General features: G+C 62.1%; 20 protein-coding genes and 2 pseudogenes. 9 read left to right on the top strand and 13 right to left on the bottom strand.

Translation table 11 applies throughout. The features are described from left to right. The first annotated feature begins 2 nt into the window (after positions 1-2). The 5 genes from aceF (at position 3) to BM279_RS18875 (ending at position 7,208) form a co-directional block, all read left to right on the top strand. Positions 3-1,979: a dihydrolipoyllysine-residue acetyltransferase gene (aceF, locus tag BM279_RS18895; RefSeq protein ID WP_093506288.1), complete on the top strand. Its 1,977-nt coding sequence runs from the start codon at positions 3-5 to the stop codon at positions 1,977-1,979. A gap of 310 nt (positions 1,980-2,289) precedes the next feature. Further along, positions 2,290-4,962, top strand: coding sequence for a putative bifunctional diguanylate cyclase/phosphodiesterase (locus BM279_RS18890; protein WP_093506286.1), 2,673 nt, complete (start codon positions 2,290-2,292; stop codon positions 4,960-4,962). Positions 4,963-5,019: 57 nt separating this feature from the next. Continuing rightward, positions 5,020-5,670 (top strand): peptide-methionine (S)-S-oxide reductase MsrA, encoded by a 651-nt coding sequence (gene msrA, locus BM279_RS18885; RefSeq protein WP_093506284.1) that lies wholly within the window; start codon positions 5,020-5,022, stop codon positions 5,668-5,670. Positions 5,671-5,685: 15 nt separating this feature from the next. Then, a complete protein-coding gene (locus BM279_RS18880) occupies positions 5,686-5,883 on the top strand; it encodes a putative motility protein (RefSeq protein ID WP_093506282.1) in 198 nt (65 codons plus the stop codon). 71 nt (positions 5,884-5,954) lie between these two features. After that, positions 5,955-7,208, top strand: a complete 1,254-nt coding sequence (locus tag BM279_RS18875) for an HD-GYP domain-containing protein (RefSeq protein WP_093506280.1) — start codon at positions 5,955-5,957, stop codon at positions 7,206-7,208. A gap of 153 nt (positions 7,209-7,361) precedes the next feature. Here the strand turns inward: BM279_RS18875 and BM279_RS18870 are convergent, their stop codons facing one another. After that, positions 7,362-8,207, bottom strand: coding sequence for a 23S rRNA (adenine(2030)-N(6))-methyltransferase RlmJ (locus BM279_RS18870; protein WP_093506278.1), 846 nt, complete (start codon positions 8,205-8,207; stop codon positions 7,362-7,364). Between the two features lie 160 nt (positions 8,208-8,367). Between BM279_RS18870 and BM279_RS18865 the strand changes: the two genes are divergently transcribed. After that, entirely contained in the window at positions 8,368-10,167 is a 1,800-nt protein-coding gene (locus tag BM279_RS18865) for an acyl-CoA dehydrogenase (protein ID WP_093506276.1), read from the top strand. Between the two features lie 55 nt (positions 10,168-10,222). Here the strand turns inward: BM279_RS18865 and ppk1 are convergent, their stop codons facing one another. Together ppk1 and hemB are read right to left on the bottom strand one after the other, a co-directional pair. Next, on the bottom strand, positions 10,223-12,436 hold the full coding sequence (ppk1, locus tag BM279_RS18860) for a polyphosphate kinase 1 (RefSeq protein WP_093506274.1): 2,214 nt from the start codon (positions 12,434-12,436) through the stop codon (positions 10,223-10,225). Between the two features lie 18 nt (positions 12,437-12,454). Next, complete coding sequence (gene hemB / locus BM279_RS18855; protein ID WP_093506272.1) at positions 12,455-13,468, bottom strand: porphobilinogen synthase; 1,014 nt, start codon at positions 13,466-13,468, stop codon at positions 12,455-12,457. A gap of 252 nt (positions 13,469-13,720) precedes the next feature. Here hemB and BM279_RS18850 point away from each other — a divergent pair, with 252 nt between their 5' ends. Together BM279_RS18850 and elbB are read left to right on the top strand one after the other, a co-directional pair. After that, positions 13,721-14,272, top strand: coding sequence for a DedA family protein (locus BM279_RS18850; protein ID WP_093506270.1), 552 nt, complete (start codon positions 13,721-13,723; stop codon positions 14,270-14,272). Between the two features lie 142 nt (positions 14,273-14,414). After that, the gene (gene elbB, locus BM279_RS18845; protein ID WP_093506268.1) at positions 14,415-15,074 is read left to right on the top strand and encodes an isoprenoid biosynthesis glyoxalase ElbB; all 660 of its coding nucleotides are present in this window, start codon (positions 14,415-14,417) and stop codon (positions 15,072-15,074) included. 239 nt (positions 15,075-15,313) lie between these two features. Here the strand turns inward: elbB and BM279_RS18840 are convergent, their stop codons facing one another. The 4 genes from BM279_RS18840 to BM279_RS18825 all read right to left on the bottom strand — a co-directional run bounded on the left by BM279_RS18840 (position 15,314) and on the right by BM279_RS18825 (position 19,025). Next, complete coding sequence (locus tag BM279_RS18840) at positions 15,314-15,766, bottom strand: YaiI/YqxD family protein (RefSeq protein WP_013793279.1); 453 nt, start codon at positions 15,764-15,766, stop codon at positions 15,314-15,316. A gap of 2 nt (positions 15,767-15,768) precedes the next feature. After that, positions 15,769-16,398 carry a homoserine/homoserine lactone efflux protein gene (rhtB, locus tag BM279_RS18835; protein ID WP_027904350.1) on the bottom strand — a complete coding sequence of 210 codons (630 nt, stop codon included), beginning with the start codon at positions 16,396-16,398 and terminating at the stop codon, positions 15,769-15,771. A gap of 129 nt (positions 16,399-16,527) precedes the next feature. Next, positions 16,528-17,061, bottom strand: coding sequence for a mechanosensitive ion channel family protein (locus tag BM279_RS18830; RefSeq protein WP_085983472.1), 534 nt, complete (start codon positions 17,059-17,061; stop codon positions 16,528-16,530). Between the two features lie 50 nt (positions 17,062-17,111). After that, entirely contained in the window at positions 17,112-19,025 is a 1,914-nt protein-coding gene (locus BM279_RS18825; protein ID WP_093506266.1) for an ATP-binding cassette domain-containing protein, read from the bottom strand. Positions 19,026-19,074: 49 nt separating this feature from the next. On the opposite strand from BM279_RS18825, the gene BM279_RS18820 reads away from it, so the two are divergent. Further along, positions 19,075-19,548, top strand: a complete 474-nt coding sequence (locus BM279_RS18820) for a TIGR02444 family protein (RefSeq protein WP_244154189.1) — start codon at positions 19,075-19,077, stop codon at positions 19,546-19,548. A gap of 23 nt (positions 19,549-19,571) precedes the next feature. Here BM279_RS18820 and BM279_RS18815 read toward each other — a convergent pair whose 3' ends face one another. The 6 genes and pseudogenes from BM279_RS18815 to BM279_RS23235 form a co-directional block, all read right to left on the bottom strand. Next, positions 19,572-19,907 (bottom strand): hypothetical protein, encoded by a 336-nt coding sequence (locus BM279_RS18815; RefSeq protein WP_093506264.1) that lies wholly within the window; start codon positions 19,905-19,907, stop codon positions 19,572-19,574. 62 nt (positions 19,908-19,969) lie between these two features. Then, complete coding sequence (locus BM279_RS23250; RefSeq protein ID WP_143103623.1) at positions 19,970-20,278, bottom strand: hypothetical protein; 309 nt, start codon at positions 20,276-20,278, stop codon at positions 19,970-19,972. 104 nt (positions 20,279-20,382) lie between these two features. Continuing rightward, complete coding sequence (locus tag BM279_RS23245) at positions 20,383-20,733, bottom strand: hypothetical protein (protein WP_143103622.1); 351 nt, start codon at positions 20,731-20,733, stop codon at positions 20,383-20,385. Between the two features lie 116 nt (positions 20,734-20,849). Then, a pseudogene (locus BM279_RS18805) lies at positions 20,850-21,065 on the bottom strand (transposase); the annotation flags it as partial. Positions 21,066-21,436: 371 nt separating this feature from the next. Continuing rightward, complete coding sequence (locus BM279_RS23240) at positions 21,437-21,640, bottom strand: hypothetical protein (protein ID WP_143103621.1); 204 nt, start codon at positions 21,638-21,640, stop codon at positions 21,437-21,439. A 34-nt stretch (positions 21,641-21,674) separates the two neighbouring features. Further along, positions 21,675-21,769 (bottom strand): annotated as a pseudogene (locus BM279_RS23235) (IS5/IS1182 family transposase); the annotation flags it as partial.

Here is a 21,769-nt window from a genome sequence, read left to right as displayed (position 1 = left end):
TTGTGAGTGAATTGATTCGCGTACCCGATATTGGCGGCGGTGAAGGTGAAATCATCGAGCTGTTCGTTAAGGTCGGCGACCGCATCGAAGCCGACCAGAGCCTGCTGACCCTCGAGTCGGACAAGGCCAGCATGGAAATCCCGGCCCCCAAGGCCGGCGTCGTGAAGAGCCTAAAGGTCAAGCTAGGCGACACCCTGAAAGAAGGTGACGAGCTGCTCGAGCTGGACGTGGAAGGCGATGCCGAAGCCGCTCCGGCAGAGCAGAAGCAGGAGCAGGCTTCAGAACAGGCAGCACCGGCTGCTGCCGAGGAGCCGGCTGCCGAGCCGCAAGCTCAGTCGGCAGGCAACGCCGAGCCTCAGGAAGTCAAGGTGCCGGACATCGGTTCCAGCGCCAAGGCGAGCATCATCGAAGTGGCGGTCAAGCCGGGCGACACCATCGAGGTCGATCAATCGCTGATCACCCTCGAGTCCGACAAGGCCAGCATGGAAATCCCCTCGCCGGCTGCCGGCGTAGTGGAAAGCGTATCGGTCAAGGTCGGTGACGAAGTCGGCACCGGCGACCTGATTCTGGTGCTCAAGGGCGCCGGCGGCGCTCAGAAGCAGGCCGCCATCGCGCCAGCGCCTACGGCCGCTCCGGCCCAGGCCGAAGCACCAGCGACTGCCGCTGCCGAAGAGCCGGCCGGTGAGAGCACTGAAGAAGTGCGTATCCCGGACATCGGCGCCGACGCTGCCGGCGTCATCGAGATGCTGGTCAAGGTAGGCGACAGCGTGGAAGCCGAGCAATCGCTGATCACCCTGGAGTCGGCCAAGGCGAGCATGGAGATCCCGGCTCCCAAAGCTGGCGTGATCGAAAGTATCGCCATCAAGGTCGGTGACCAGGCCAAGACCGGCGACCTGATCCTGACCCTCAAGGTCCAGGGCAAGGCTGCCGCCAAGCCGGCTGCAGCCCAGGCGCCAGCCGCTGCACCCGAGCAGGCCAAGCCGGCCAACGTGCAGGGCAGCGCACCGGCCAAGGCTACGCCGCAGGCCGCCCCTGCGGCCGCGCCAAGCCGCGACGGCAGCAAGGTGCACGCCGGCCCGGCGGTGCGTCAGCTGGCCCGCGAGTTTGGCGTCGAGCTGAGTTCGGTACCTGGCAGTGGCCCGAAAGGTCGCATCCTCAAGGAAGACGTGCAGGCCTACGTCAAATCCGAGCTGCAGAAAGCCAAGTCGGCTCCTGCCGCAGCTGCCGGTGCAACCGGTGGCGCCGGCATTCCGCCGATCCCGACTGTCGATTTCAGCAAGTTCGGTGAAGTCGAAGAAGTGCCGATGACCCGCCTGATGCAGGTCGGCGCGGCCAACCTGCACCGCAGCTGGCTGAACGTGCCGCACGTGACCCAGTTCGATTCGGCCGACATCACTGAGCTGGAAGCCTTCCGCGTTGCCCAGAAAGCTGTCGCCGAGAAAGCGGGCGTCAAGCTGACCGTGCTGCCACTGCTGCTCAAGGCCTGCGCCTACCTGCTCAAGGAACTGCCGGACTTCAACAGTTCGCTGGCGCCAAGCGGCAAGGCCGTGATCCGCAAGAAGTACGTGCACATCGGCTTCGCCGTCGATACCCCGGATGGCCTGCTGGTGCCGGTAATCAAGAACGTCGACCAGAAAAGTCTGCTGCAACTGGCTGCCGAAGCCGCTGCCTTGGCCGAGAAAGCGCGCAACAAGAAGCTGTCGGCTGACGACATGCAGGGTGCCTGCTTCACCATCTCCAGCCTCGGCCACATTGGCGGCACCGGCTTCACGCCGATCGTCAACGCGCCGGAAGTGGCGATCCTCGGTGTCAGCAAGGCGACCATCCAGCCGGTATGGGATGGCAAAGCCTTCCAGCCCAAGCTGATGCTACCGCTGTCGCTGTCCTACGATCACCGCGTGATCAACGGCGCAGCAGCTGCCCGCTTCACCAAGCGCCTGGGTGATGTGCTGAACGACATCCGCACCATGCTGCTGTAAACGACACCTTTCGAGCGCCACGCTCGTATCCTCAACCCCGCCCAATCAGGCGGGGTTTTTTTTGACCGATCATCGGCTTAATCACCTCGGATTACAGGTTTTTCTTTCTGCAATATCTCTTTCAAATCAGCAAGTTAAAATAAAGACGTCACAATGCCATTAGATTCCTTGTCAGCCGCTACTGCCATGGTGCAACCTAGGCCGGCTATCGCCTGTGCGGAGCTGCAACCAATACTGTATTCAACCCTGTTAGCGCTATAGTGGTAGGGCCGGGCAATAGCCTGTGCCAGCCGATGGATAACGCCATTCGATGAAAAGTCATCCCGATGCCACAGGCCGTGCCATGGCCGAGGTCGTCACGCAATTGCCCGTGCCCTCTCGGCTCGGCATGATGCGTTTCGAGCGGATGAATGAGCCGAACTGGCTCCTGCTGTTCATCGATGCGAGCTGCGAAAAGCAGTTCGGCATTCCTCCCAGTGATCTATGCAACCTGGTGGAAACGCCTTATGCCAGTCTGATGGAGCCTGAGGAACGCTACCGTCTGCACGACTCCATTCAGCAACAGCTCGTCGATAATTCGCATTATCTGGTGCGCTACACCCTGCACACGCCCCAAGGTCCTCTGAAGTTGATGGAGCTGGGCGAGCCCTTCAAGCAGCGCGGACGCGCCCTTCTACGCGGCTACCTGCTGGTAATCAGCGAAGAGCCGGGCGACTTGACCCCCACCATGCAGCCGTCAGCAGCGCTGGAGGACCTGCAGCGCAGCCAAGCCGAATTGCTGCAACACCAGTCACGTGCCCTAGCCCAGCAGCAGCTCATCGTGCGCCTGGCCAGCCAACGCTACCAGGGCACCGACCCATGCCGGGAAGCCGCTGAACTGATCACCCGCAGCGCTTGCGAGATATACGATGTGGCACGGGCCGGCATCTGGCACATCAACGGCGACACCCTCGAGCCGGTAGCACTCTATGTGCAGGAACAGGGGCATCACGAGATGCCGCCGCCGATAGACGGTCGCCGTTATCCCAGTTACCTGCGCGCGCTCAAGGAAGGCCGGGCGCTCGACGCCCACGACGCAGAGAACGACCCGCGCACTCGCGAGCTGTTCGACGACTACCTGCGGCCCAAATCGGTGACCGCGATCCTCGACGCCAGCATCCGCGTCGGCGGCGAACTGGTGGCCGTGCTCTGCCTGGAACACACCGGTGGCCCACGTACCTGGCAGGCGGACGAAGTGGCCTTCGCCGGCGAGCTGGCCGACCAGTACGCCAACGTGCTCAGCAATCAGGAACGACGCAACGCCACCAGTGCCCTGTACCTGTTCCAGCGCGCCGTCGAGCAGAGCGCCAGCGCCTTTATCCTGCTCAACCGCGACGGCATGGTGGAGTACGTGAACCCCAGCTTCACGGCCATCACCCAGTACAGCGCCGATGAAGTGCAAGGCCGCCAGCTCGCCGAGCTGCCGGCCCTGGAAAACCTCAGTGACCTGCTGTTCAACACCGACTCGGGCCTTGCCGAACAGAACAGCTGGCAGGGCGAGTTCAAGAGCCGGCGCAAGAACCTGGAGCCATACTGGAGCCAGTTCTCGATCTCCAAGGTACATGCCGACGACGGCAGCCTGACCCATTACATCGGCATCTATGAAGACATCACCGAGACCAAGCAGTCTCAGCAGCGCATCGAGCGCCTGGCCTATAGCGATAACCTCACCGGCCTCGGCAACCGCTACGCCTTCATCCGTGCGCTGGAGCAGCGCTTCAGCAGTGACACCGCGCCGGTCAGCCTGCTGCTGGTGGATATCGATAACTTCAAGCGCATTAACGACACATTAGGCCACCAGACCGGCGACAAACTGCTGGTCAGCCTTGCCAAACGCCTGCGCAACAGTTTCAGCGGCGAAGGCACCCTGGCGCGCTTTGCCAGCAACGAATTCGCCATCCTGCTCGATAATTGCGAGAGCCAGCGCGGACAGGAAATTGCCCAGCAGGTGCTGGAAACCCTCGACAAGCCGCTGTTCGTCGACAATCAACTGATCATCATCAGCGGCTCCGTGGGCCTGGCCAGCTCGCCCGAGCATGGCGCCGACCCGCAGACGCTGATGAAACATGCCGGCCTGGCGCTGCACAAGGCCAAGGCCAACGGCAAACACCAGATGCAAGTGTTCACCGATGCCCTGAATGCCGAGGCCAACTACAAGCTGTTCGTCGAGAACAACCTGCGACGCGCCCTGACTCAAAACGAACTGGAAGTGTTCTACCAGCCCAAGCTGTGCCTCAAGACTGGCCAGCTGCTGGGTATGGAGGCGCTGCTGCGCTGGCAGCATCCGGAAAAGGGCATGATCCGCCCGGATCAGTTCATCAGCGTGGCCGAGGAAACCGGCCTCATCGTGCCGATCGGCAAGTGGGTGGTGCGCCAGGCCTGCCGCATGAGCAAGCAACTTACCGCGGTCGGGCTAGGTAACCTGCAGGTGGCCATCAACCTGTCGCCCAAGCAGTTCAGCGACCCGGACCTGGTTGGCTCCATCGCCACCATTCTTCAAGAGGAGCAGTTGGCGCCAGAACTGCTCGAACTGGAGCTCACCGAAGGCTTGCTGCTGGAAGCCACCGACAGCACACGCAGCCAGCTCAACGAACTCAAGCAGTTGGGCCTAACCCTGGCCATGGACGACTTCGGCACCGGCTATTCGTCGCTCAGCTACCTGAAAAAATTCCCCATCGACGTGATCAAGATCGATCGCAGCTTCATCAAGGACATTCCTGAAAACGAGGACGACATGGAAATCACCTCTGCCGTGATCGCCATGGCCCACAATCTCAAGCTCAAGGTCGTCGCCGAGGGCGTCGAGACGCCGGCACAGCTGACCTTCCTGCGTCGTCAGAACTGCGATATCGGCCAGGGCTATCTATTCGATCGCCCCATTGCGGGCCGTGATCTGGTAGAAAGTCTCAAGCGCTACTCGCGACGCCCGACCGCCAGACGGTAATCAACCTCCGTCAGCCGCCGCGGTCTACCCAGAACATCGATTTGGAGAACCTCCACCATGGCTCTACGCTCGGAAATCCTCACCAAAAAGCTCGAACTGCCCAGCGCCGAGCAGGCCTTGCCGGGCCGTGAAACGCCGATCTCGGTTCCCGAGGCGCACTTCGTCAACGGCAACCCGCTCAAGGGCCCATTCCCTGCAGGCCTACAGACCGCCATTTTCGGGCTGGGCTGCTTCTGGGGCGCCGAGCGCCGTTTCTGGCAGCAATCTGGCGTATGGACCACCGCGGTTGGTTACGCCGGCGGCTACACGCCAAACCCAACCTACGAGGAAACCTGCTCGGGCCTGACCGGCCATGCCGAGGTTGTGCTGGTGGTGTTCGATCCCAAGCTGACCAGCTACGAAAATCTGCTCAAGGTATTCTGGGAAGTGCACAACCCGACCCAGGGCATGCGCCAGGGCAACGACATCGGCAGCCAGTATCGCTCGGCCATCTACTGCGTCGATGAGCAGCAACTCGCTGCCGCCAAGCACAGCCAGGAGCAGTTCCAGGCAGAGCTGCGCAAGGCCGGCCTGGGCGACATCACCACCGAGATCGCCTCCGCGCCGACCTTCTACTACGCTGAGGCTTATCACCAGCAGTACCTGGCCAAGAACCCGGAAGGTTACTGCGGCCTGGGCGGCACGGGTGTGTGCCTGCCACCTCAGTAACAGGAGCAGACGGACGTGGAGTTGAGCAGCATTGCCAGTCAGGTATCGAGTCAGGCATCGGCGCAGTTCTCCGCGCAGATGTCGCTCCTGCTGCTGCGCAAGACGCTTGAGCTGCAGGCCGCCAGCGTCGGCGGCCTGGTGCAGGCCGCTTCGCCTGCCAGTAGCCCCGTCAATCCGCCAAACCTGGGCAACAGCATCGACGTGATGGCCTGACGAACTACTGCCATCCCATCGTCAGCCCGACTAAACTTGTGGGCAATTAGCCAGTAATCGACGAGCACCGGATGCCCGCCAACCTGCCCTACATTTCGCCCGAGCAGCTCTGCGTCGGGCTGTACATCCAGCTCGACCTGAGCTGGTGGGAACATTCGTTCGCGTTCAGCAATTTCAAGATCAAGGACGAAAGCCAGCTCAAGCAGCTGCGCGCCCTGGGCCTCAAGCGCCTGCGCTACGATCCGGCGCGTAGTGATTGCGACCCGCTACCGCTGGCCGAAGCGCCAGTCGAACAGCCTGCTGCACCGCCTCCACCGCCAGATCCCCAAGAGCAGGCACGCCAGGCGCGGGTCAAGCAGCTCAGCGTGCTGCGCAAACGCCTGTCGGAGGTCGACCGCGCTTTCGTCCAGGCCAGCCAGCGGGTCAAGGCCCTCAACCAGAGCCTGCGCAACCAGCCGGAGGAATCGGTCAAGCAGGCTGGTGCGCTGGTCAACGAGCTGGTTACCACCATGCTCGGCGAAGACGGCGTTGCCCTACATAGCATCAACGGCAAGGCTGCTGAAGACGCTTACCTGCATTCCCTGAACGTCACCGTGCTATCGATGATGCTCGGTCGTCAGTTGGGCCTGGATGCTGAGGCCAGCCACATGCTCGGCATGGGCGCCCTGCTACATGACATCGGCAAGCTGGAGCTGCCCAGCAAGGTGCTGCTCAAACCGCCACCGCTGACCCGCGCCGAGCAACAGCTGCTGGAAATGCACACGCTGTACGGCAAGCGCATGGGCGAGAAGTTGATGCTCGACGACGATGTGCTGCGCATCATCCATGAGCACCACGAACACTGTGACGGCAGCGGTTATCCACAGCAGTTGCGCGAGGCCTCCATCGGCCGGCTGAGCCGAATCGTGTGCATCGCCAACCACTTCGACAACCTGTGCAACCCGGTCGACCCGCGCACGGCGCTGAGCCCCCACGAGGCGCTGGCGCGGATGTTCCTGCCACAGTATCGGGTGCGTTTCGACGATGTCGCCCTGAAAGCTTTCATTCGCTGTATGGGCGTCTACCCGCCGGGCAGCCTGGTTCAGCTTGAAGACGAACGCTACGCGCTGGTGCTGGGCATGCATCCGACCCTGCCGATGAAGCCGACCCTGATCATCTACGATCCGGCAGTGCCCAAGGAGGAAGCGCTGATCGTCAACCTGGAGGCCGAGCCGAAACTGGCCATCGCCGCCAGCATCCGCCCTTCGCAACTACCGTCTGAAGCGCTGGAATACCTCAACCCGCGCCAGCAGCTGACCTACTACGTCGATCCGCGACGCCGCTAGACAGCGGCGGGTGAGAACGTAGGAGGGGCTTTAGCCCCGAGCTTTATGAGGGCGTAAAGAGCTCGGGGCTAAAGCCCTCCTACAAAAAGCACGCATTCACCATCCGCTTCTGCCACTCAGCTGCCAAAAGGCTGAAAGATCGCGAACAGGCTCCTAGGGCTGCTGCTCGGCGATCAGCCAGTCCAGCCGCCAGCTGCCCTGGCTTTGCGCCAGGCGCTCGGCCAGCCATGGCAGCAGCGCACGCAGTTCCTCCTCCAAACCCCACGGCGGATTGCTGATCAGCAGGCCCGAGCCGTTGAGGCGCCCGGCCTCGTCGGCCGGATGGACGAACAGCTCGGCGCGCAGCAGTTTCGGCGCGGCGCTCTTTTCCATGTCCCGGTAGAAACGCTTGAGCTGGCGCTCGTCCTTGATCGGGTACCAGATCGCCACGATGGTCTGGCGCATGCGCCCGATCGCCTCGTTGAGGGCGGTGACGCAGCGCTCCAGCTCATCGGCCTTTTCGAACGGCGGGTCGATCAGCATCACCGCGCGCTTCTCGCGAGTCGGCAGCAAGGCCCGCGGCAGATGCCAGCCTTCGCCCAGATGCACGGCAACGCGACGGTCACCGGCCATGTTTTCCTTGAGCGCCTGGCCGTCGTCCGGGTGTTTTTCGTTGAGGTGCAGGCGGTCCTGCTCGCGGGTCTGCAGGCGGGCCAGCTCGGGCGAGCCTGGGTAATGGCGCAGCACGCCATCGGGGTTCATCGCGCGAATCACTTCCAGGTAATCGAGCAACGGCTCGGGCGCGTCCGTAGCCTCCCAGAGCCGGCCGATGCCTTCGCGCCATTCACCGGTGCGGCTGGCCTGATCGCCCTGCAGGTCGTACAGGCCGACGCCGGCGTGGCTGTCCAGGTAGGCATAGGGCGCGTCCTTGCGCGCCAGCAGCGCGAACAGACGGCAGAGCACCAGGTGTTTGAGCACATCGGCGTGGTTGCCGGCATGGAAGGCGTGGCGGTAATTCATCGTCGGCTCCTGAGCAGGGGACGAATTGTAGCCGGCCTGGGCGCCTGACGCAGCGCCCGCCCGACGCCGCTCGACTTCTCCCCGGATATCACCGGTTTCGATGATGCTGGCGAGGCGTGGTAAGGCCCCTAGACTGGCCTCATTCCAGCGGAGAACCACCATGTCCGATACCCTGCTCAGCGCCCGCAACCTGGCGTTCGAACTCTACGAAGTGCTTAATGCCGAAGCCCTCAGCCAGCGCCCGCGCTTTAGCGAGCACAACCGGGAAACCTTTGACGCCGCCCTGGGCACCGCGCGCAGCATCGCCGAAAACCTGTTCGCCCCGCACAACCGCAAGAACGACGAGCACGAGCCGCAGTACGTCGACGGCGGCGCCAAACTGATCGCCGAGGTAAAACCGGCGTTGCAGGCCTTCAACGAGGCGGGCTTCCTTAACGCCACACGGGATTTCGAGCTCGGCGGCATGCAGTTGCCCAATCTGCTGTCCCAGGCGTGCTTCGCGCACTTTCAGGCGGCCAACATCGCCACAGCGTCCTACCCCCTGCTGAGCATGGCCGCCGCCAATCTGATCGAAGCCTTTGGTGATGACATACAGAAGCGCCGCTTCCTGCAGCCGATCATCGAGGGGCGCTTCTTCGGCACCATGGCGCTGACCGAGCCCCACGCCGGCTCTTCCCTGGCCGACATCCGCACCCGCGCCGAGCCAGCGAGCGACGGCAGCTACCGTCTCAAGGGCAACAAGATCTTCATTTCCGGCGGCGACCACGACCTCAGCGAGAACATCGTTCACCTGGTGCTGGCTCGCCTGCCTGACGCGCCGGCCGGTGTGAAGGGTATTTCGCTGTTCATCGTGCCGAAGTTTCTGGTCAATGACGATGGCAGCCTCGGCGCTCGCAACGACGTCACCCTGGCCGGCTTGTTCCACAAGATGGGCTGGCGCGGCACCACGTCCACGGCGCTGAATTTCGGCGATCATGGCAATTGCATAGGCTATCTGGTCGGCAAGCCCCACGCCGGGCTCGTCTATATGTTCCAGATGATGAACGAGGCGCGCATCGGCGTCGGCATGGGCGCGGTGATGCTCGGCTATGCCGGCTACCTGTATTCGCTCGACTACGCCCGCCAGCGCCCCCAGGGGCGCCTGCCCGACGCCAAGCAGGCCGACGGCCAGGTGGCGATCATCGAGCACGCCGACGTGCGCCGCATGCTGTTGGCGCAGAAAGCCTACGTGGAGGGTGGTTTCGACCTGGTGCTGTACTGCGCGCGCCTGGTCGACGACAGCCAGACCCTCGAAGACGCCGCCCAGCGTGAACAGGCCGCCCAATTGCTCGACCTGCTCACGCCGATCGCCAAATCCTGGCCGTCCGAATACTGCCTGCAGGCCAATGCCCTGGCGATCCAGATTCTCGGCGGCCACGGCTACACCCGCGACCACCCGGTGGAGCAGTACTACCGCGACAACCGCCTCAACCCGATCCATGAGGGCACCCACGGTATCCAGTCCCTCGACCTGCTCGGCCGCAAGGTTGGCCAGCATGGCGGCGCTGGCCTGCAGGCGTTGCGCCAGCGGATTCTCGATACCTGCCAGCGTGCCGAGCCATTCAGCGAACTGAACGCCCTGCGCCAGGCCTTGCAGGCGTTGCTGGAGCGCCTGTCGGAAATCACCCTAGGCCTACTTGGCGACTTGCAGCAGGGCCACATCAATACGGCGCTGGCCGACTCGGCGCTGTACCTCAAAGCCTTCGGCCATCTGGTGCTCGGCTGGCGCTGGCTGGAGCAGGCGGTACGCGCCGAACAGGGCCGCCTGGCCGGTAAAGGAGGGGACGCTGACTTCTACGACGGCAAGCTGCAGGCCGCGCGCTACTTTCTGCTGCGCGAAGTGCCAGGCTGCCACCACGACCTGGATATTCTGGCGCGCCGCGACGATACCTGCCTGGCGATGCAGGACGCCTGGTTCTGAATTAGCCAAAATAAAAAAAAACGGGCCCAGAGGGCCCGTTTTCTTATCCAGCTGATCAGCGCGCGGTGATCACCGGTGCGCTGAGCTTCTCCAGCAGGCTGGCTTGCGCGCTGCGCGAGTTCTGGTTGCCGGTTGGCGACAGCCGCACGTAGCGGCCATCGGGCTGCAGCACCCAGGCGTGGGTGTTGTCGGTGAGGTACGCCTCCAGTTCCTTCTTGACCCGCGTGATGAGCTTCTTGCCCTCCACCGGGAAACAGGTCTCCACCCGCTTGTCGAGGTTGCGCTCCATCCAGTCGGCGCTGGAGAGGTAGATCAGCTCGTCACCGCCATTGAGGAAGTAGTAGACGCGGGTGTGCTCCAGGAAACGGCCGATGATCGAACGCACCTGAATGTTGTGCGACACGCCGGGAATGCCCGGACGCAGGCAGCACATGCCGCGCACCACCAGATCGATCTTCACGCCGGTCTGGCTGGCCTTGTACAGCGCGCGGATGATCTTGGCGTCGGTCAGCGAGTTGAACTTGGCGATGATGTGCGCCGGCTTACCCTCGGCTGCGGCCGCCGTCTCCTTGGCGATCAGGTCGAGCAGCGTCTTCTTCAGGGTGAAAGGCGCGTGCAGCAGCTTCTTCATGCGCAGGGTCTTGCCCATGCCGATCAACTGGCTGAACAGCTTGGAGACGTCCTCACCCAGCGCCACGTCGGCGGTCAGCAGGCTGTAGTCGGTGTACAGCCGCGCGTTACCAGCGTGGTAGTTACCGGTACCCAGGTGCGCGTAACGACGGATCTCGCCGTTCTCGCGGCGCAGGATCAGCATCATCTTCGAGTGGGTCTTGAAGCCGACCACGCCGTAGATCACCACCGCACCAGCTGCCTGCAGGCGGCTGGCCAGGGCCAGGTTGGACTCCTCGTCGAAGCGCGCGCGCAGTTCGATCACCGCGGTGACTTCCTTGCCGTTGCGCGCGGCTTCCACCAGCGCGTCGACGATCTCCGAGTTGGCGCCCGAGCGGTAAAGGGTCTGCTTGATCGCCAACACGTGCGGGTCTTTCGCGGCCTGACGCAGCAGGTCGACGACCGGCGTGAAAGACTCGAAGGGGTGCAGCAGCAGAATGTCCTGCTTGCTGACCACGTTGAAGATGTTCTCGCTGTTCTGCAGCAGCTTGGGGATCACCGGGGTAAACGGCGCGTGCTGCAGCTCTGGGTGGCTGTCCAGGCCGGTGATGCTGAACAGGCGAGTCAGGTTGACCGGACCATTGACCTGATACAGCTCATGCTCCGACAGGCCGAACTGCTTGAGCAGCTGGTCGGTGAGGTGTTTCGGGCAGGTATCGACCACTTCCAGGCGCACGGCATCGCCGTAACGGCGGCTGAACAGCTCGCCACGCAGAGCGCGGGCCAGGTCTTCGACGTCCTCGGTATCCACCGACAGGTCGGCGTTACGGGTCAGGCGGAACTGGTAGCAGCCCTTGACCTTCATGCCTGGGAACAAGTCGTCGGCGTGGGCGTGGATCATCGACGACAGGAACACGTAGTTCGCACCTGGGCCACCCACCTCTTCCGGCACCTTGATGATGCGCGGCAGCAGACGTGGAGCCGGTATAACAGCGAGACCGGAGTCGCGGCCGAAGGCGTCGACGCCTTCCAGCTCGACGATGAAGTTCAGGCTCTTGTTGACCAGCAGCGGGAACGGGTGCGTCGGGTCAAGGCCGATCGGGGTGATGATCGGCGCGATCTCGTCACGGAAATAGCGGCGCACCCAGGCCTTGTGCTTGGTGGTCCAGTAACGCCGGCGGATGAAGTTGATGCCGTGCTTGGCCAGTTCGGGGAACAGCACATCGTTGAGGATGGCGTACTGGCGGCCGACCTGCTCGTGCACCAGTTCGGCAATGCGCGAGAGCGCCTGGTGCGGCTGCAAGCCGTCGGCACCGGCCTGCTCACGGGCGAAGTTGATCTGCTTCTTCAAACCGGCAACACGAATCTCGAAGAACTCGTCCAGGTTGCTGGAGAAGATCAGCAGAAACTTCAGGCGTTCCAGCAACGGGTAGGACTCGTCCAGCGCCTGTTCCAGCACGCGGATGTTGAACTGCAGCTGCGACAGCTCGCGGTGGATGTACAGGCTACTGTCATCCAGGCTCGGCACCACCACGGGCGTTGCCGCGGCTTCGACTACAGGTGTTTCCACGACTGTTTCCACCGGTGCTTCGTCGACCACCGGCAGGCTGACTGCCGCTACGTCGAGCTGTTCGTTCTCACTGAGTCCTTCGTTGCTCATTGAATTACCCTGGAGGGCTTATTGCCCCTGTCGTAAGAGTTCGGCCGCACGCACGGCGAAGTAGGTGAGGATGCCATCGGCACCCGCTCGTTTGCAGGCGGTCAGCGATTCGAGAATCACCGCCTCGCTCAGCCAGCCATTCTGGATGGCGGCCATATGCATCGCGTATTCGCCGCTGACCTGGTAGACAAAGGTCGGCACCTTGAATTCGCTTTTGACCCGGGAAACGATATCCAGATAGGGCATGCCCGGCTTGACCATGACCATGTCGGCGCCTTCGGCCAGGTCGCTGGCCACCTCGTGCAGGGCCTCGTCGCTGTTGGCCGGGTCCATCTGGTAGGAAGCCTTGTTGGCCTTGCCCAGGTTCAGCGACGAACCCACCGCATCGCGGAACGGGCCGTAGTAGGCGCTGGCGTACTTGGCAGAGTAGGCCATGATCCGCACGTTGACGTGATCGGCCAGTTCCAGTGCTTCGCGGATCGCCTGGACGCGCCCGTCCATCATGTCCGACGGCGCGACGACCTGAGCGCCGGCTTCGGCATGGGACAGCGCCTGCTTGACCAGCGCATCGACGGTGATGTCGTTCTGTACGTAACCGTCTTCGTCGAGAATGCCGTCCTGGCCATGGGTGGTGAACGGGTCCAGCGCCACGTCGGTGATCACCCCCAGTTCCGGGAAGCGCTCACGCAGCGCACGGGTGGCGCGCTGGGCGATGCCGTCCGGGTTCCAGGCTTCACGACCGTCGAGAGTTTTCTTTTCCGCCGGGGTGACCGGGAACAGCGCCAACGCCGGAATGCCCAGCGCCACCCACTTTTCCGCTTCCTGCAGCAGCAAGTCGATTGACAGCCGCTCGACGCCCGGCATGGACGTCACCGCCTCACGCTGATTCTCACCATCGAGCACGAATACCGGCAGGATCAGATCGTTGGTGGTCAGCACGTTCTCGCGCACCAGACGCCGGGAGAAGTCGTCGCGACGATTGCGACGCAGGCGGGTGGCAGGGAACAGGCGGTTGGCGGGGGTAAAGCTCACGGCAGACTCCTGGGCCCGCTCGAACGGGCGAAGTGTGACAGTTATAAGCCGCCATTATGACTAAATGATGACGAGCACAACGAATACTGCGACGGTGCGTCGCAGCCAGTAAGGCACATCCCGGCGCGCAAAAGCTCGCAAAATCCGCCGCGGGCTCCGGCGCTCGGGATATTTCACGGGTTTTCGACAAATGCTGTTTTAGAGTGTCGAACGGCGTAGCCTTGCCAACCCATTTGCGACGGTCATCTCTACATGCTGGAAAATCTGCTGCAGCACTTCGGTTACCCGGCCCTCGCGTTGGGCACCTTTCTCGAAGGCGAAATGTCGCTGTTGCTGGCGGCCTACCTGGCGCTGCGCGGCATCCTGCAGATCGAGCTGGTGATGCTGTTCGCCTTCATCGGTACCTACGCCAGCGACCAGCTGTGGTTCCACCTGGGCCGCCGTCACGGCCGCCGCATTCTCGAACGCAAGCCCAAGTGGCAGGCGCTGAGCGACAAGGCCCTGGTGTACCTGCGCCGCCACCCTGACCTGTGGGTGCTGGGCTTTCGCTTCTTCTATGGCATGCGCACGGTGATGCCACTGGCCATTGGCATTTCCGGCTATCCGCGACGCCGCTACGTGATTCTCGACGCCATCGGCGCCGCCATCTGGGCCATCGCGCTCGGCACCCTGGCCTACAAGCTCGGCCGCGCCCTGGAAGGCCTGCTCGGCGAACTGCACGAGATCCAAGCCTACCTGTTCGGCGCCCTGCTGGTGTTCGGCCTGGGCGTCTGGCTGTACCGGCGCAGACAGCGCGAGAACTAATCAGCGTTGGCTTGACGAACGCGGCGCAGGCGTTCAAAAGGCTGTAACAATCCCACGACTGGCCAGTCATACTTTCAGGCAGGTTTTTCTCAAGCGAGCGCCGCATTCGACGCAGCGCTGGCCCTTCATCAGGAGTTGGTCGATGAACAAGAAAGTTGCAGTGATCCTTTCCGGTTGCGGCGTCTACGACGGCGCGGAGATCCACGAAAGCGTCATCACCCTGCTGCGCCTCGATCAGCGTGGTGCCCAGGTGCAGTGCTTCGCGCCCGATATCGATCAGGCTCACGTGATCAACCACCTCAAGGGCGAGGAAATGCAGCCGGCCCGCAACGTACTGGTGGAATCGGCGCGCATCGCCCGCGGCAACGTCAAGGACGTACGCGAACTGCGTGCCGACAATTTCGATGCGCTGATCATCCCGGGCGGCTTCGGCGCCGCCAAGAACCTCAGCGACTTCGCAAGCAAGGGCGCCGACTGCACCGTGCAGCTTGATGTACTGGCAGCGGCGCAATCCTTCGTCAGCGCCGCCAAACCCATCGGCCTGATGTGCATCGCCCCGGCCATGGCCGCGCGCATCTTTGGCACCGGCGTGACCTGCACCATCGGCAACGACGCCGATACCGCCGCCGCCCTCGGCAAGATGGGCGCCGAGCACGTCGACTGTCACGTCGAGGACATCGTCGAAGACCCCGAACGCAAGCTGGTCACCACCCCGGCCTACATGCTCGCCAACTCCATCGCCGAAGCGGCCTCGGGCATCAATAAGCTGGTCGACCGGGTGCTGGAGCTGACTCACGAGTGACAGACCGCTCCATCCTGGGGACTGATTCGCTTCGGCTAATCGCATAAGGCGCGCGATCTCAAGTCGATGTGGGAGCGCGCCATGCGCGCGACTTTACGGGCATGGACTGGGACGTCCCGCCCGTTCCTACATCGGTCGATCAGATCCGTAGGATGGGCGCAGCCCATCAACGAGCACATCGCTCAATAGCCTGCTTCGCCCGGGTATCGCTTCGCTCCACCCAGGCTACGACTTCAGACTCAACCCCGCGCCAAACGCGTCAACAACCGATCCAGCGAGTTGGCGAACGCCTGACGATCCTTGTCGCCATAAGCCGCCTGGCCACCACCGACCTGCCCCTGCTCACGCAGGTCAGTGAACAGGTTACGCACCGCCAGACGCTCGCCCATATTGCGCTCGTCGAACTCGCGGCCGCGGGGATCCAGCGCTAACACGCCCTTCTTGACCAGGCGGTCGGCCAGCGGCACGTCGCTGCAGATCACCAGTTCGCCTGGCACGGCGTGCTCCACCAGATAATCGTCCGCCGCATCGGGGCCGCTGGGCACCACGATCAGCTTTACACAGGCGAAGTTTGGCCGCGCCACGGCCTGGCCAGCCACCAGCACCACCTCGAAATTACGCTTGAGGGCGAACTTGACCACCTGATCGCGGGCCAGCCGCGGGCAGGCGTCGGCGTCGATCCAGACACGCATGCTTAGAGCGGTGCGCGGCGAACGGTGGCGAGCAGCGCTGCCGCACCCACAAACAGGGCACCAAAACTGCGGTTCATGATGCGCTGCTGGCGCGGCGTACGCAGCAGACGCAGCACCCGCACGGCCAGGCCGGTGTAGCCAGCCATGACGATCAGGTCGACGGTGACCATGGTCACGCCGATGATCAGGTACTGCTCGGTCAGCGGCGCATGGGGGTTGATGAACTGCGGCAGCACCGCGAGCATGAACACGATGGCCTTGGGGTTACCGAAGTTGACCAGAAAGCCACGCAGCACCAGGCTCAGCGGCCGACCGATGGGGCGCTCGCCCGCGACGTTCATGTCCGCCGGCTCGGCGCTCCATTGACGCCAGCCCAGATAGACCAGATAGGCCACACCGAACCATTTGATCAGGCTGAAGGCCAGGGCCGAGGTGGCCAGCACCGCGCCGACGCCCGCCGCGACGATGGCGATCTGCAGCGCCAGGCCCAGTTGCAGGCCCAGGGCATTCCAGTAGCCGCGCCAGAAGCCGTATTGCAGCCCCGCCGACATCGAGGCGATGGCACCGGCACCCGGCGACAGACTGATCAGCCAACAGGCGACGAAGAAAGCGAGCCAGGTTTCCAGAGCCATGATGGCGACCTCGGTGAGGGATTAGCGAGACGTCGAAATTACCTGAATTGCTGCAACAGCGGCAGGGGCTGCAGACGCTATTTCACAGGCGGCGCACACGGCCCCAAATGAGCGCCGCACCGCCTCTGATCAAGGCTCGATCTTGCGCGCCGTCGGCAGCTCGCCGTTGCGCCAGCGGCGTACCGCCTTCTGGAAGAACAGGCTGTTGGGAATCTGCAGCCAGGTGCCCGGCGCATCGCCGGTCAGGTCTTCCAGGGTGGTGTAGAACAGGTTGATGGCCAGCACCCGTCCGCGCACGCCGGGCTTGTCGGCGCTTTCCAGCACCTCCACGCAGTCGCCGATACGAAACGGCCCGAGGGCGAAGATCAGCAGCGTGCAGAACATGTTGGAGAGCACGCTCCAGATCGCGAAGAAGGCGATCGCCGCCACCGCCACGAAACCGGTCAGCGCGCCCCACAGCACCTGGGCGGACACGCCAAGGCGCTCGAGCACCAGCATGATGGCGCTGCCCAGAATCAGCCAGCGGGTCAGGCCGCGCAGCGGCATCAGCAGCTCCGGCGGCAACTGCGGGTAACGCTGGCCCAGGCGGGTGATGCCGCGGGTGAGGATGCGCTGGGCAATCCATGCCAGGATGAGGATCAGCAGCACCTGACCGGCGCGCATCAGCGGCTGGCTCCAGGACACCAGCCAGGCCCAATCGATCAGCTCCAGGTTCAAACCACTGCCTCCAGTTCGCGTTGCAATGCTTCGAGGGTTTCCAGGGCTTCGAGCCAGCCCTCCTCCAGTTCAGCCTCGCGAGTCTTGAGCTGCGCCTGTTCGGCCAGGGCCTGGCGCAACTCGTCCTTGCGGGCGGCTTCGTACATTGCGCTATCGCCCAGACGTTCTTCCAGCGCCGCGAGCTTGGCCTGCACCTGGCCGAGCTCGGCTTCGAGCTTGTCGGCGGCCTTCTTGTGCGGCGCCAGTTGCTGACGCAGCGCGGCGGCGGCCTGGCGCTGGCCACGCTTGTCGTTGCCGGCACCAGCAGCCGGTGCTGCAGAGACCGGCGCAGCCTGACGCTGGCGATAGTCGACCAGCCAGCGGGCGTAATCCTCCAGATCACCGTCGAACGGCGCCACGCGGCCATCGGCCACCAGCAGGAATTCGTCCGTGGTGCTCTTGAGCAGGTGACGGTCGTGGGAGACCACCACCACGGCGCCGGCGAACTCCTGCAATGCCATGGTCAATGCCAGGCGCATTTCCAGGTCGAGGTGGTTGGTCGGCTCATCGAGCAGCAGCAGGTTGGGCTTGCCCCAGGCGATCAGCGCCAGGGCCAGGCGGGCCTTCTCGCCACCGGAGAAATTCACCACCGGCTCGTCGCAACGCGCACCGCGGAAATCGAAGCCACCGAGAAAGTCGCGCAGCGTCTGCTCACGCTCGGCCGGTGCGATGCGCTGCAGGTGCAAAAGCGGGCTGGCCTTGTCGTCCAGGGCATCGAGCTGATGCTGGGCGAAATAGCCGATCACCAGGTTTTCGCCGCGGGTCAGGCTGCCACTGAGCGGCTGCAGCTCGGCGGAGAGGTTCTTGATCAGCGTCGACTTACCCGCACCGTTGGGGCCAAGCAAGCCGATGCGCGCGCCCGGCACCAGGCTCAGCTTGACCTGCTGCAGGATGGTCTTGTCGCCATAACCCAGGCGGCCTTCGCTGAGGCTGAGCAGCGGTGTGGAGATCTTGTCGGCCTCGCGGAACACGAAATCGAAGGGCGAGTCGACGTGCGCCGCGCTCAGCTCTTCCATGCGCTCCAATGCCTTAATGCGGCTCTGCGCCTGGCGGGCTTTGGTGGCCTGGGCCTTGAAGCGGGCGATGTACTTTTCCATGTGCGCGCGCTGCGCCTGCTGCTTCTCGTACGCCTGCTGCTGTTGGGCCAGGCGCTCGGCGCGGGTGCGCTCGAAGGCCGAGTAGCCGCCGCGGTACAGGGTCAGCTTGCGCTGCTCGACATGGGCGACGTGGTCGACTACGGCATCGAGGAAATCCCGGTCGTGGGAGATCAGCAGCAAGGTGCCGGGATAGCTTTGCAGCCAGCCTTCGAGCCAGAGAATCGCATCCAGATCCAGGTGGTTGGTCGGCTCGTCGAGCAGCAGCAGGTCGGACGGGCACATCAGCGCCTGGGCCAGGTTCAGGCGCATGCGCCAGCCACCGGAGAAGTCGCCGACGCGGCGATCCATCTGCGCGTTGTCGAAGCCCAGGCCGGCCAGCAGCTTGCGCGCCCGGGCGTCAGCCGTGTAGCCGTCGGCGCTGTCCAGCTCGCTGTGCAGGCGGGCGATGGCGGCGCCGTCATGGCCCTGCTCGGCCGCGGCCAGCTCACGCTGCACGCGGCGCAGGTTGTGGTCGCCATCGAGCACGTAGTCCACGGCCAGGCGGTCGAGGGTGTCGACCTCCTGGCGCATATGGGCGATGCGCCAGTCGCCGGGCAGCAGGCAATCGCCGGAATCGGGCGTCAACTCGCCGCGCAGCAACGCGAACAGGCTGGACTTGCCGGCGCCATTGGCACCGATCAGGCCGGCCTTGTGGCCGGCGTGCAGGGTCAGCTCGGCGTTCTCGAGCAAACGCTGAGGGCCACGCTGTAGGGTAAGATTCTGGAGTCGGATCATAATGGCGGCGGATTCTACCAGAGTCCCCCGCCGCATACTCGGAGCACGCATGAGCCCTGACCTGTGGACCTTCGCCACCACCCTCTACGCCCGCCCAGGCGTCGAGGCCGCCTGCCTGGAACTGCAGGCCGCCGGCGCAGACGTCTGCCTGCTGCTCTGCGGCCTGTGGCTGGACAGCCGAGGCGTGGCCCATGACGCGGAGCGCGAAGCGCAGCTGCGGCGCATCGCCGAGCCGTGGCAGCAAGAGGTGGTGAAGCCGCTGCGAGCTCTACGTCAGAGGTGGCGCGAAGCGGCCGCCCATGATTCGGCGCTGAGCGGTCTGCGCGAGCGGGTTAAGCAGTTGGAACTGGAGGCTGAGCGGGAGCAGTTGGGGCGGTTGCAGAGACTGAGCGCAGGGTGGTCAGCTCCAGCCGGAAGTCACCAACTAGCCTGGCTGAGCAGCCTAACTGACGACTCACCAGCAACTCACGCAGCGCTGCAATACTTGTACAGCATGAGCAGTGCACTACAGGCAGAGCTGTAGCTGCTTGAGCGAACTATGTGATCTCAAGGCGCGTCGGCAGCTGCCGGAGCAGGCGCCTGCTTTGCGGCATTCCCACAGCGAGCAGTTTCGGTCAACAGCACTGCTGACGCATTGATTTGCTGACCGTTGTAGTAAGACACAACCGGCTCGGTACTCAGTGCACCCTCACCAGCCAGGGCATAACCGCGCTCACCACAGAGTTTGCTCGCTTTCTTTTCGATGGATTTCAACAAGGTTTCTTTCGACTGGAAAATGTTGCCGTGAGCAGTAAGGCGATATTCACCGGGTGCCACCTCTTGATAATTGGTGATGGCGCAGCCAGCTAGGCAGAGCAGTGGCGTGAGCAGCAGTAAACGCATGATGGCCTCCTTGGCCCTATCCAAAATCCAGCGAACGTAGAGTATCTAATGGTCGTATCCGATCAATGCTTTGATTCGTCTACTTCTAGATCAGTTTGAGCACAAAAATTTTCCAGCTTGCGCCAAAAATTCTCATCGTAGTGATAGTCCTGATCCAGACCTAGTGCTAGGCCGATACACAGAACCTCCGAGCGGTGCTCACAGAGGCACGAATCACTCTCCATCAATTCCAGCAACAGGTACTCATAAGCCATCGCATACTCTGTGTGCTCTACATAGTGATTAATATCAAGAAAAGCTTCTTGCCTGATAACATTCTTGCGACTACCTAAAACTGCCAGTATCCAGTCACGAATTTCATATGAATCCATAGGCACCTTAAATTAGCCTCAGCCATCTCAACAATATCTATAGCCCTTAGATTCGCTCGCGATAGATAAAATAGGCTTCTCCCACCTCATTAAAGCCATACCAATTACGAAGACTCCCTATATCGAGGATCAGCCTGCATAATTTTTAAAAGCTCAGACCACCCAAACAAGACACCAGGAACCCTAGCCTCTGCAATAAGTGCAGCCCTCTGCGAAAACGGAAACTCATCCATTGCCATCTTGCAATATGCATAAAACAGATTAAAACAAACTTCATCTACATAATCCAAAACAATGAAGCTTTGCCCCTGCTCATCAAGCGGCGCATATATCGATTCAAGACAACATTGCTCATCTTCTTTGAACAGCCCTCTCGTCGCCTCAACAATACAATCAAAAACCCCACCAGATGCTGACCAGCCAGTACCCTCACCAATAGAAACATACATCCCCATGAATGACCTCAGCATGAGAATCTTACTCTGCCGTTTAAAAACGAGATTCTTTATCTACGAACTCTATGCCCTTGAAGCAGGGGGATTGCTTCGACTCTTGAAAGCGGGATCAGCTAAGCAATGCTCTCGTCGGGCGCTAGCAGCAGATGAACATGATTCGTCATCAGGCAATAAGCGTAGCCCTTGACCCCGAACGCATCTTTCAACTCGTGTAGATCTGCTATGTAGCGCTGATAGTCCTGCTCAGCGGCAAACACTACCTGCCGGTTATGCCCTCGCTGCACCACATGACGTGGGTAGTTCGGCAATACAATGCGCTCAACCCTTGGCATGACAATCTCCTTCCATTGAGATCTTCAACTTAGCCAATCAGGAGAAAATAAATCTACCCCCTTTTCCCTATTGCCACTTTCCCCTATAGATTAAAAATAAATCCACCTCCTTTTTTCCTGTCTAGACCACATAACCAGCGGACCTCATCAATAGCAATAGTGTTTCATCAAGCGCTTCATCAGTCATCCCTCTACTTGACCTAATACTTTTCCATTTCCATATCACAGGAAGCACCCTACTGTCCAAGCGCTCAAATTCCTCCAAAAACAAATCAGCTAAATCATATTTATTTGAATCATGAGACGCCTCCAGTATCATATTCAGAACAGCACTAGGAGGAACCCCATCCAAGATCTTTTTTAGCAGATGCTTATTTTCCAAAAGTGACATAAGTAATATGCCCAACAACTTCTATCTTCTCGACTTTATCATATCCATACTTTTGCGCAATCCGGCCCGTCCAAGTATTCAAAGCAGCAGCCTCCCTTGACATACCCTCACTTATATTTTGCATATACTGGGCAGTGTTAGTACTACCAGCGCCAGCCTCCCAAGCCCCGCGAATCTTGCTCACCTGGACGCCCTCGCTATTTAGTCTCTGCATTGCGCTAGGTTCTGTACGAAAAGTACTGCCTTAAGCATCGCAGCGCGCAAGCCAGCGTGACCATCGCGCCAAAACTTCTGGCGAGCTTGTCGTAGCGGG

It is taken from the genome of Phytopseudomonas straminea, from assembly GCF_900112645.1.
GTDB classification, from domain to species: Bacteria; Pseudomonadota; Gammaproteobacteria; order Pseudomonadales; family Pseudomonadaceae; genus Aquipseudomonas; species Aquipseudomonas straminea.
This window is presented reverse-complemented; position numbering and strand designations above follow the sequence as displayed.

Coding starts and splice junctions, on each gene's coding strand:
- BM279_RS18890 (WP_093506286.1), top strand. CDS start 2,290: ATGAAAAGTCATCCCGATGCCACAGGCCGTGCCATGGCCGAGGTCGTC.
- msrA (WP_093506284.1), top strand. CDS start 5,020: ATGGCTCTACGCTCGGAAATCCTCACCAAAAAGCTCGAACTGCCCAGC.
- BM279_RS18875 (WP_093506280.1), top strand. CDS start 5,955: ATGCCCGCCAACCTGCCCTACATTTCGCCCGAGCAGCTCTGCGTCGGG.
- BM279_RS18870 (WP_093506278.1), bottom strand. CDS start 8,207: ATGAATTACCGCCACGCCTTCCATGCCGGCAACCACGCCGATGTGCTC.
- BM279_RS18865 (WP_093506276.1), top strand. CDS start 8,368: ATGTCCGATACCCTGCTCAGCGCCCGCAACCTGGCGTTCGAACTCTAC.
- ppk1 (WP_093506274.1), bottom strand. CDS start 12,436: ATGAGCAACGAAGGACTCAGTGAGAACGAACAGCTCGACGTAGCGGCA.
- BM279_RS18850 (WP_093506270.1), top strand. CDS start 13,721: ATGCTGGAAAATCTGCTGCAGCACTTCGGTTACCCGGCCCTCGCGTTG.
- elbB (WP_093506268.1), top strand. CDS start 14,415: ATGAACAAGAAAGTTGCAGTGATCCTTTCCGGTTGCGGCGTCTACGAC.
- BM279_RS18840 (WP_013793279.1), bottom strand. CDS start 15,766: ATGCGTGTCTGGATCGACGCCGACGCCTGCCCGCGGCTGGCCCGCGAT.
- rhtB (WP_027904350.1), bottom strand. CDS start 16,398: ATGGCTCTGGAAACCTGGCTCGCTTTCTTCGTCGCCTGTTGGCTGATC.
- BM279_RS18830 (WP_085983472.1), bottom strand. CDS start 17,061: ATGCGCGCCGGTCAGGTGCTGCTGATCCTCATCCTGGCATGGATTGCC.
- BM279_RS18825 (WP_093506266.1), bottom strand. CDS start 19,025: ATGATCCGACTCCAGAATCTTACCCTACAGCGTGGCCCTCAGCGTTTG.
- BM279_RS18820 (WP_244154189.1), top strand. CDS start 19,075: ATGAGCCCTGACCTGTGGACCTTCGCCACCACCCTCTACGCCCGCCCA.
- BM279_RS18815 (WP_093506264.1), bottom strand. CDS start 19,907: ATGCGTTTACTGCTGCTCACGCCACTGCTCTGCCTAGCTGGCTGCGCC.
- BM279_RS23250 (WP_143103623.1), bottom strand. CDS start 20,278: ATGGATTCATATGAAATTCGTGACTGGATACTGGCAGTTTTAGGTAGT.
- BM279_RS23245 (WP_143103622.1), bottom strand. CDS start 20,733: ATGGGGATGTATGTTTCTATTGGTGAGGGTACTGGCTGGTCAGCATCT.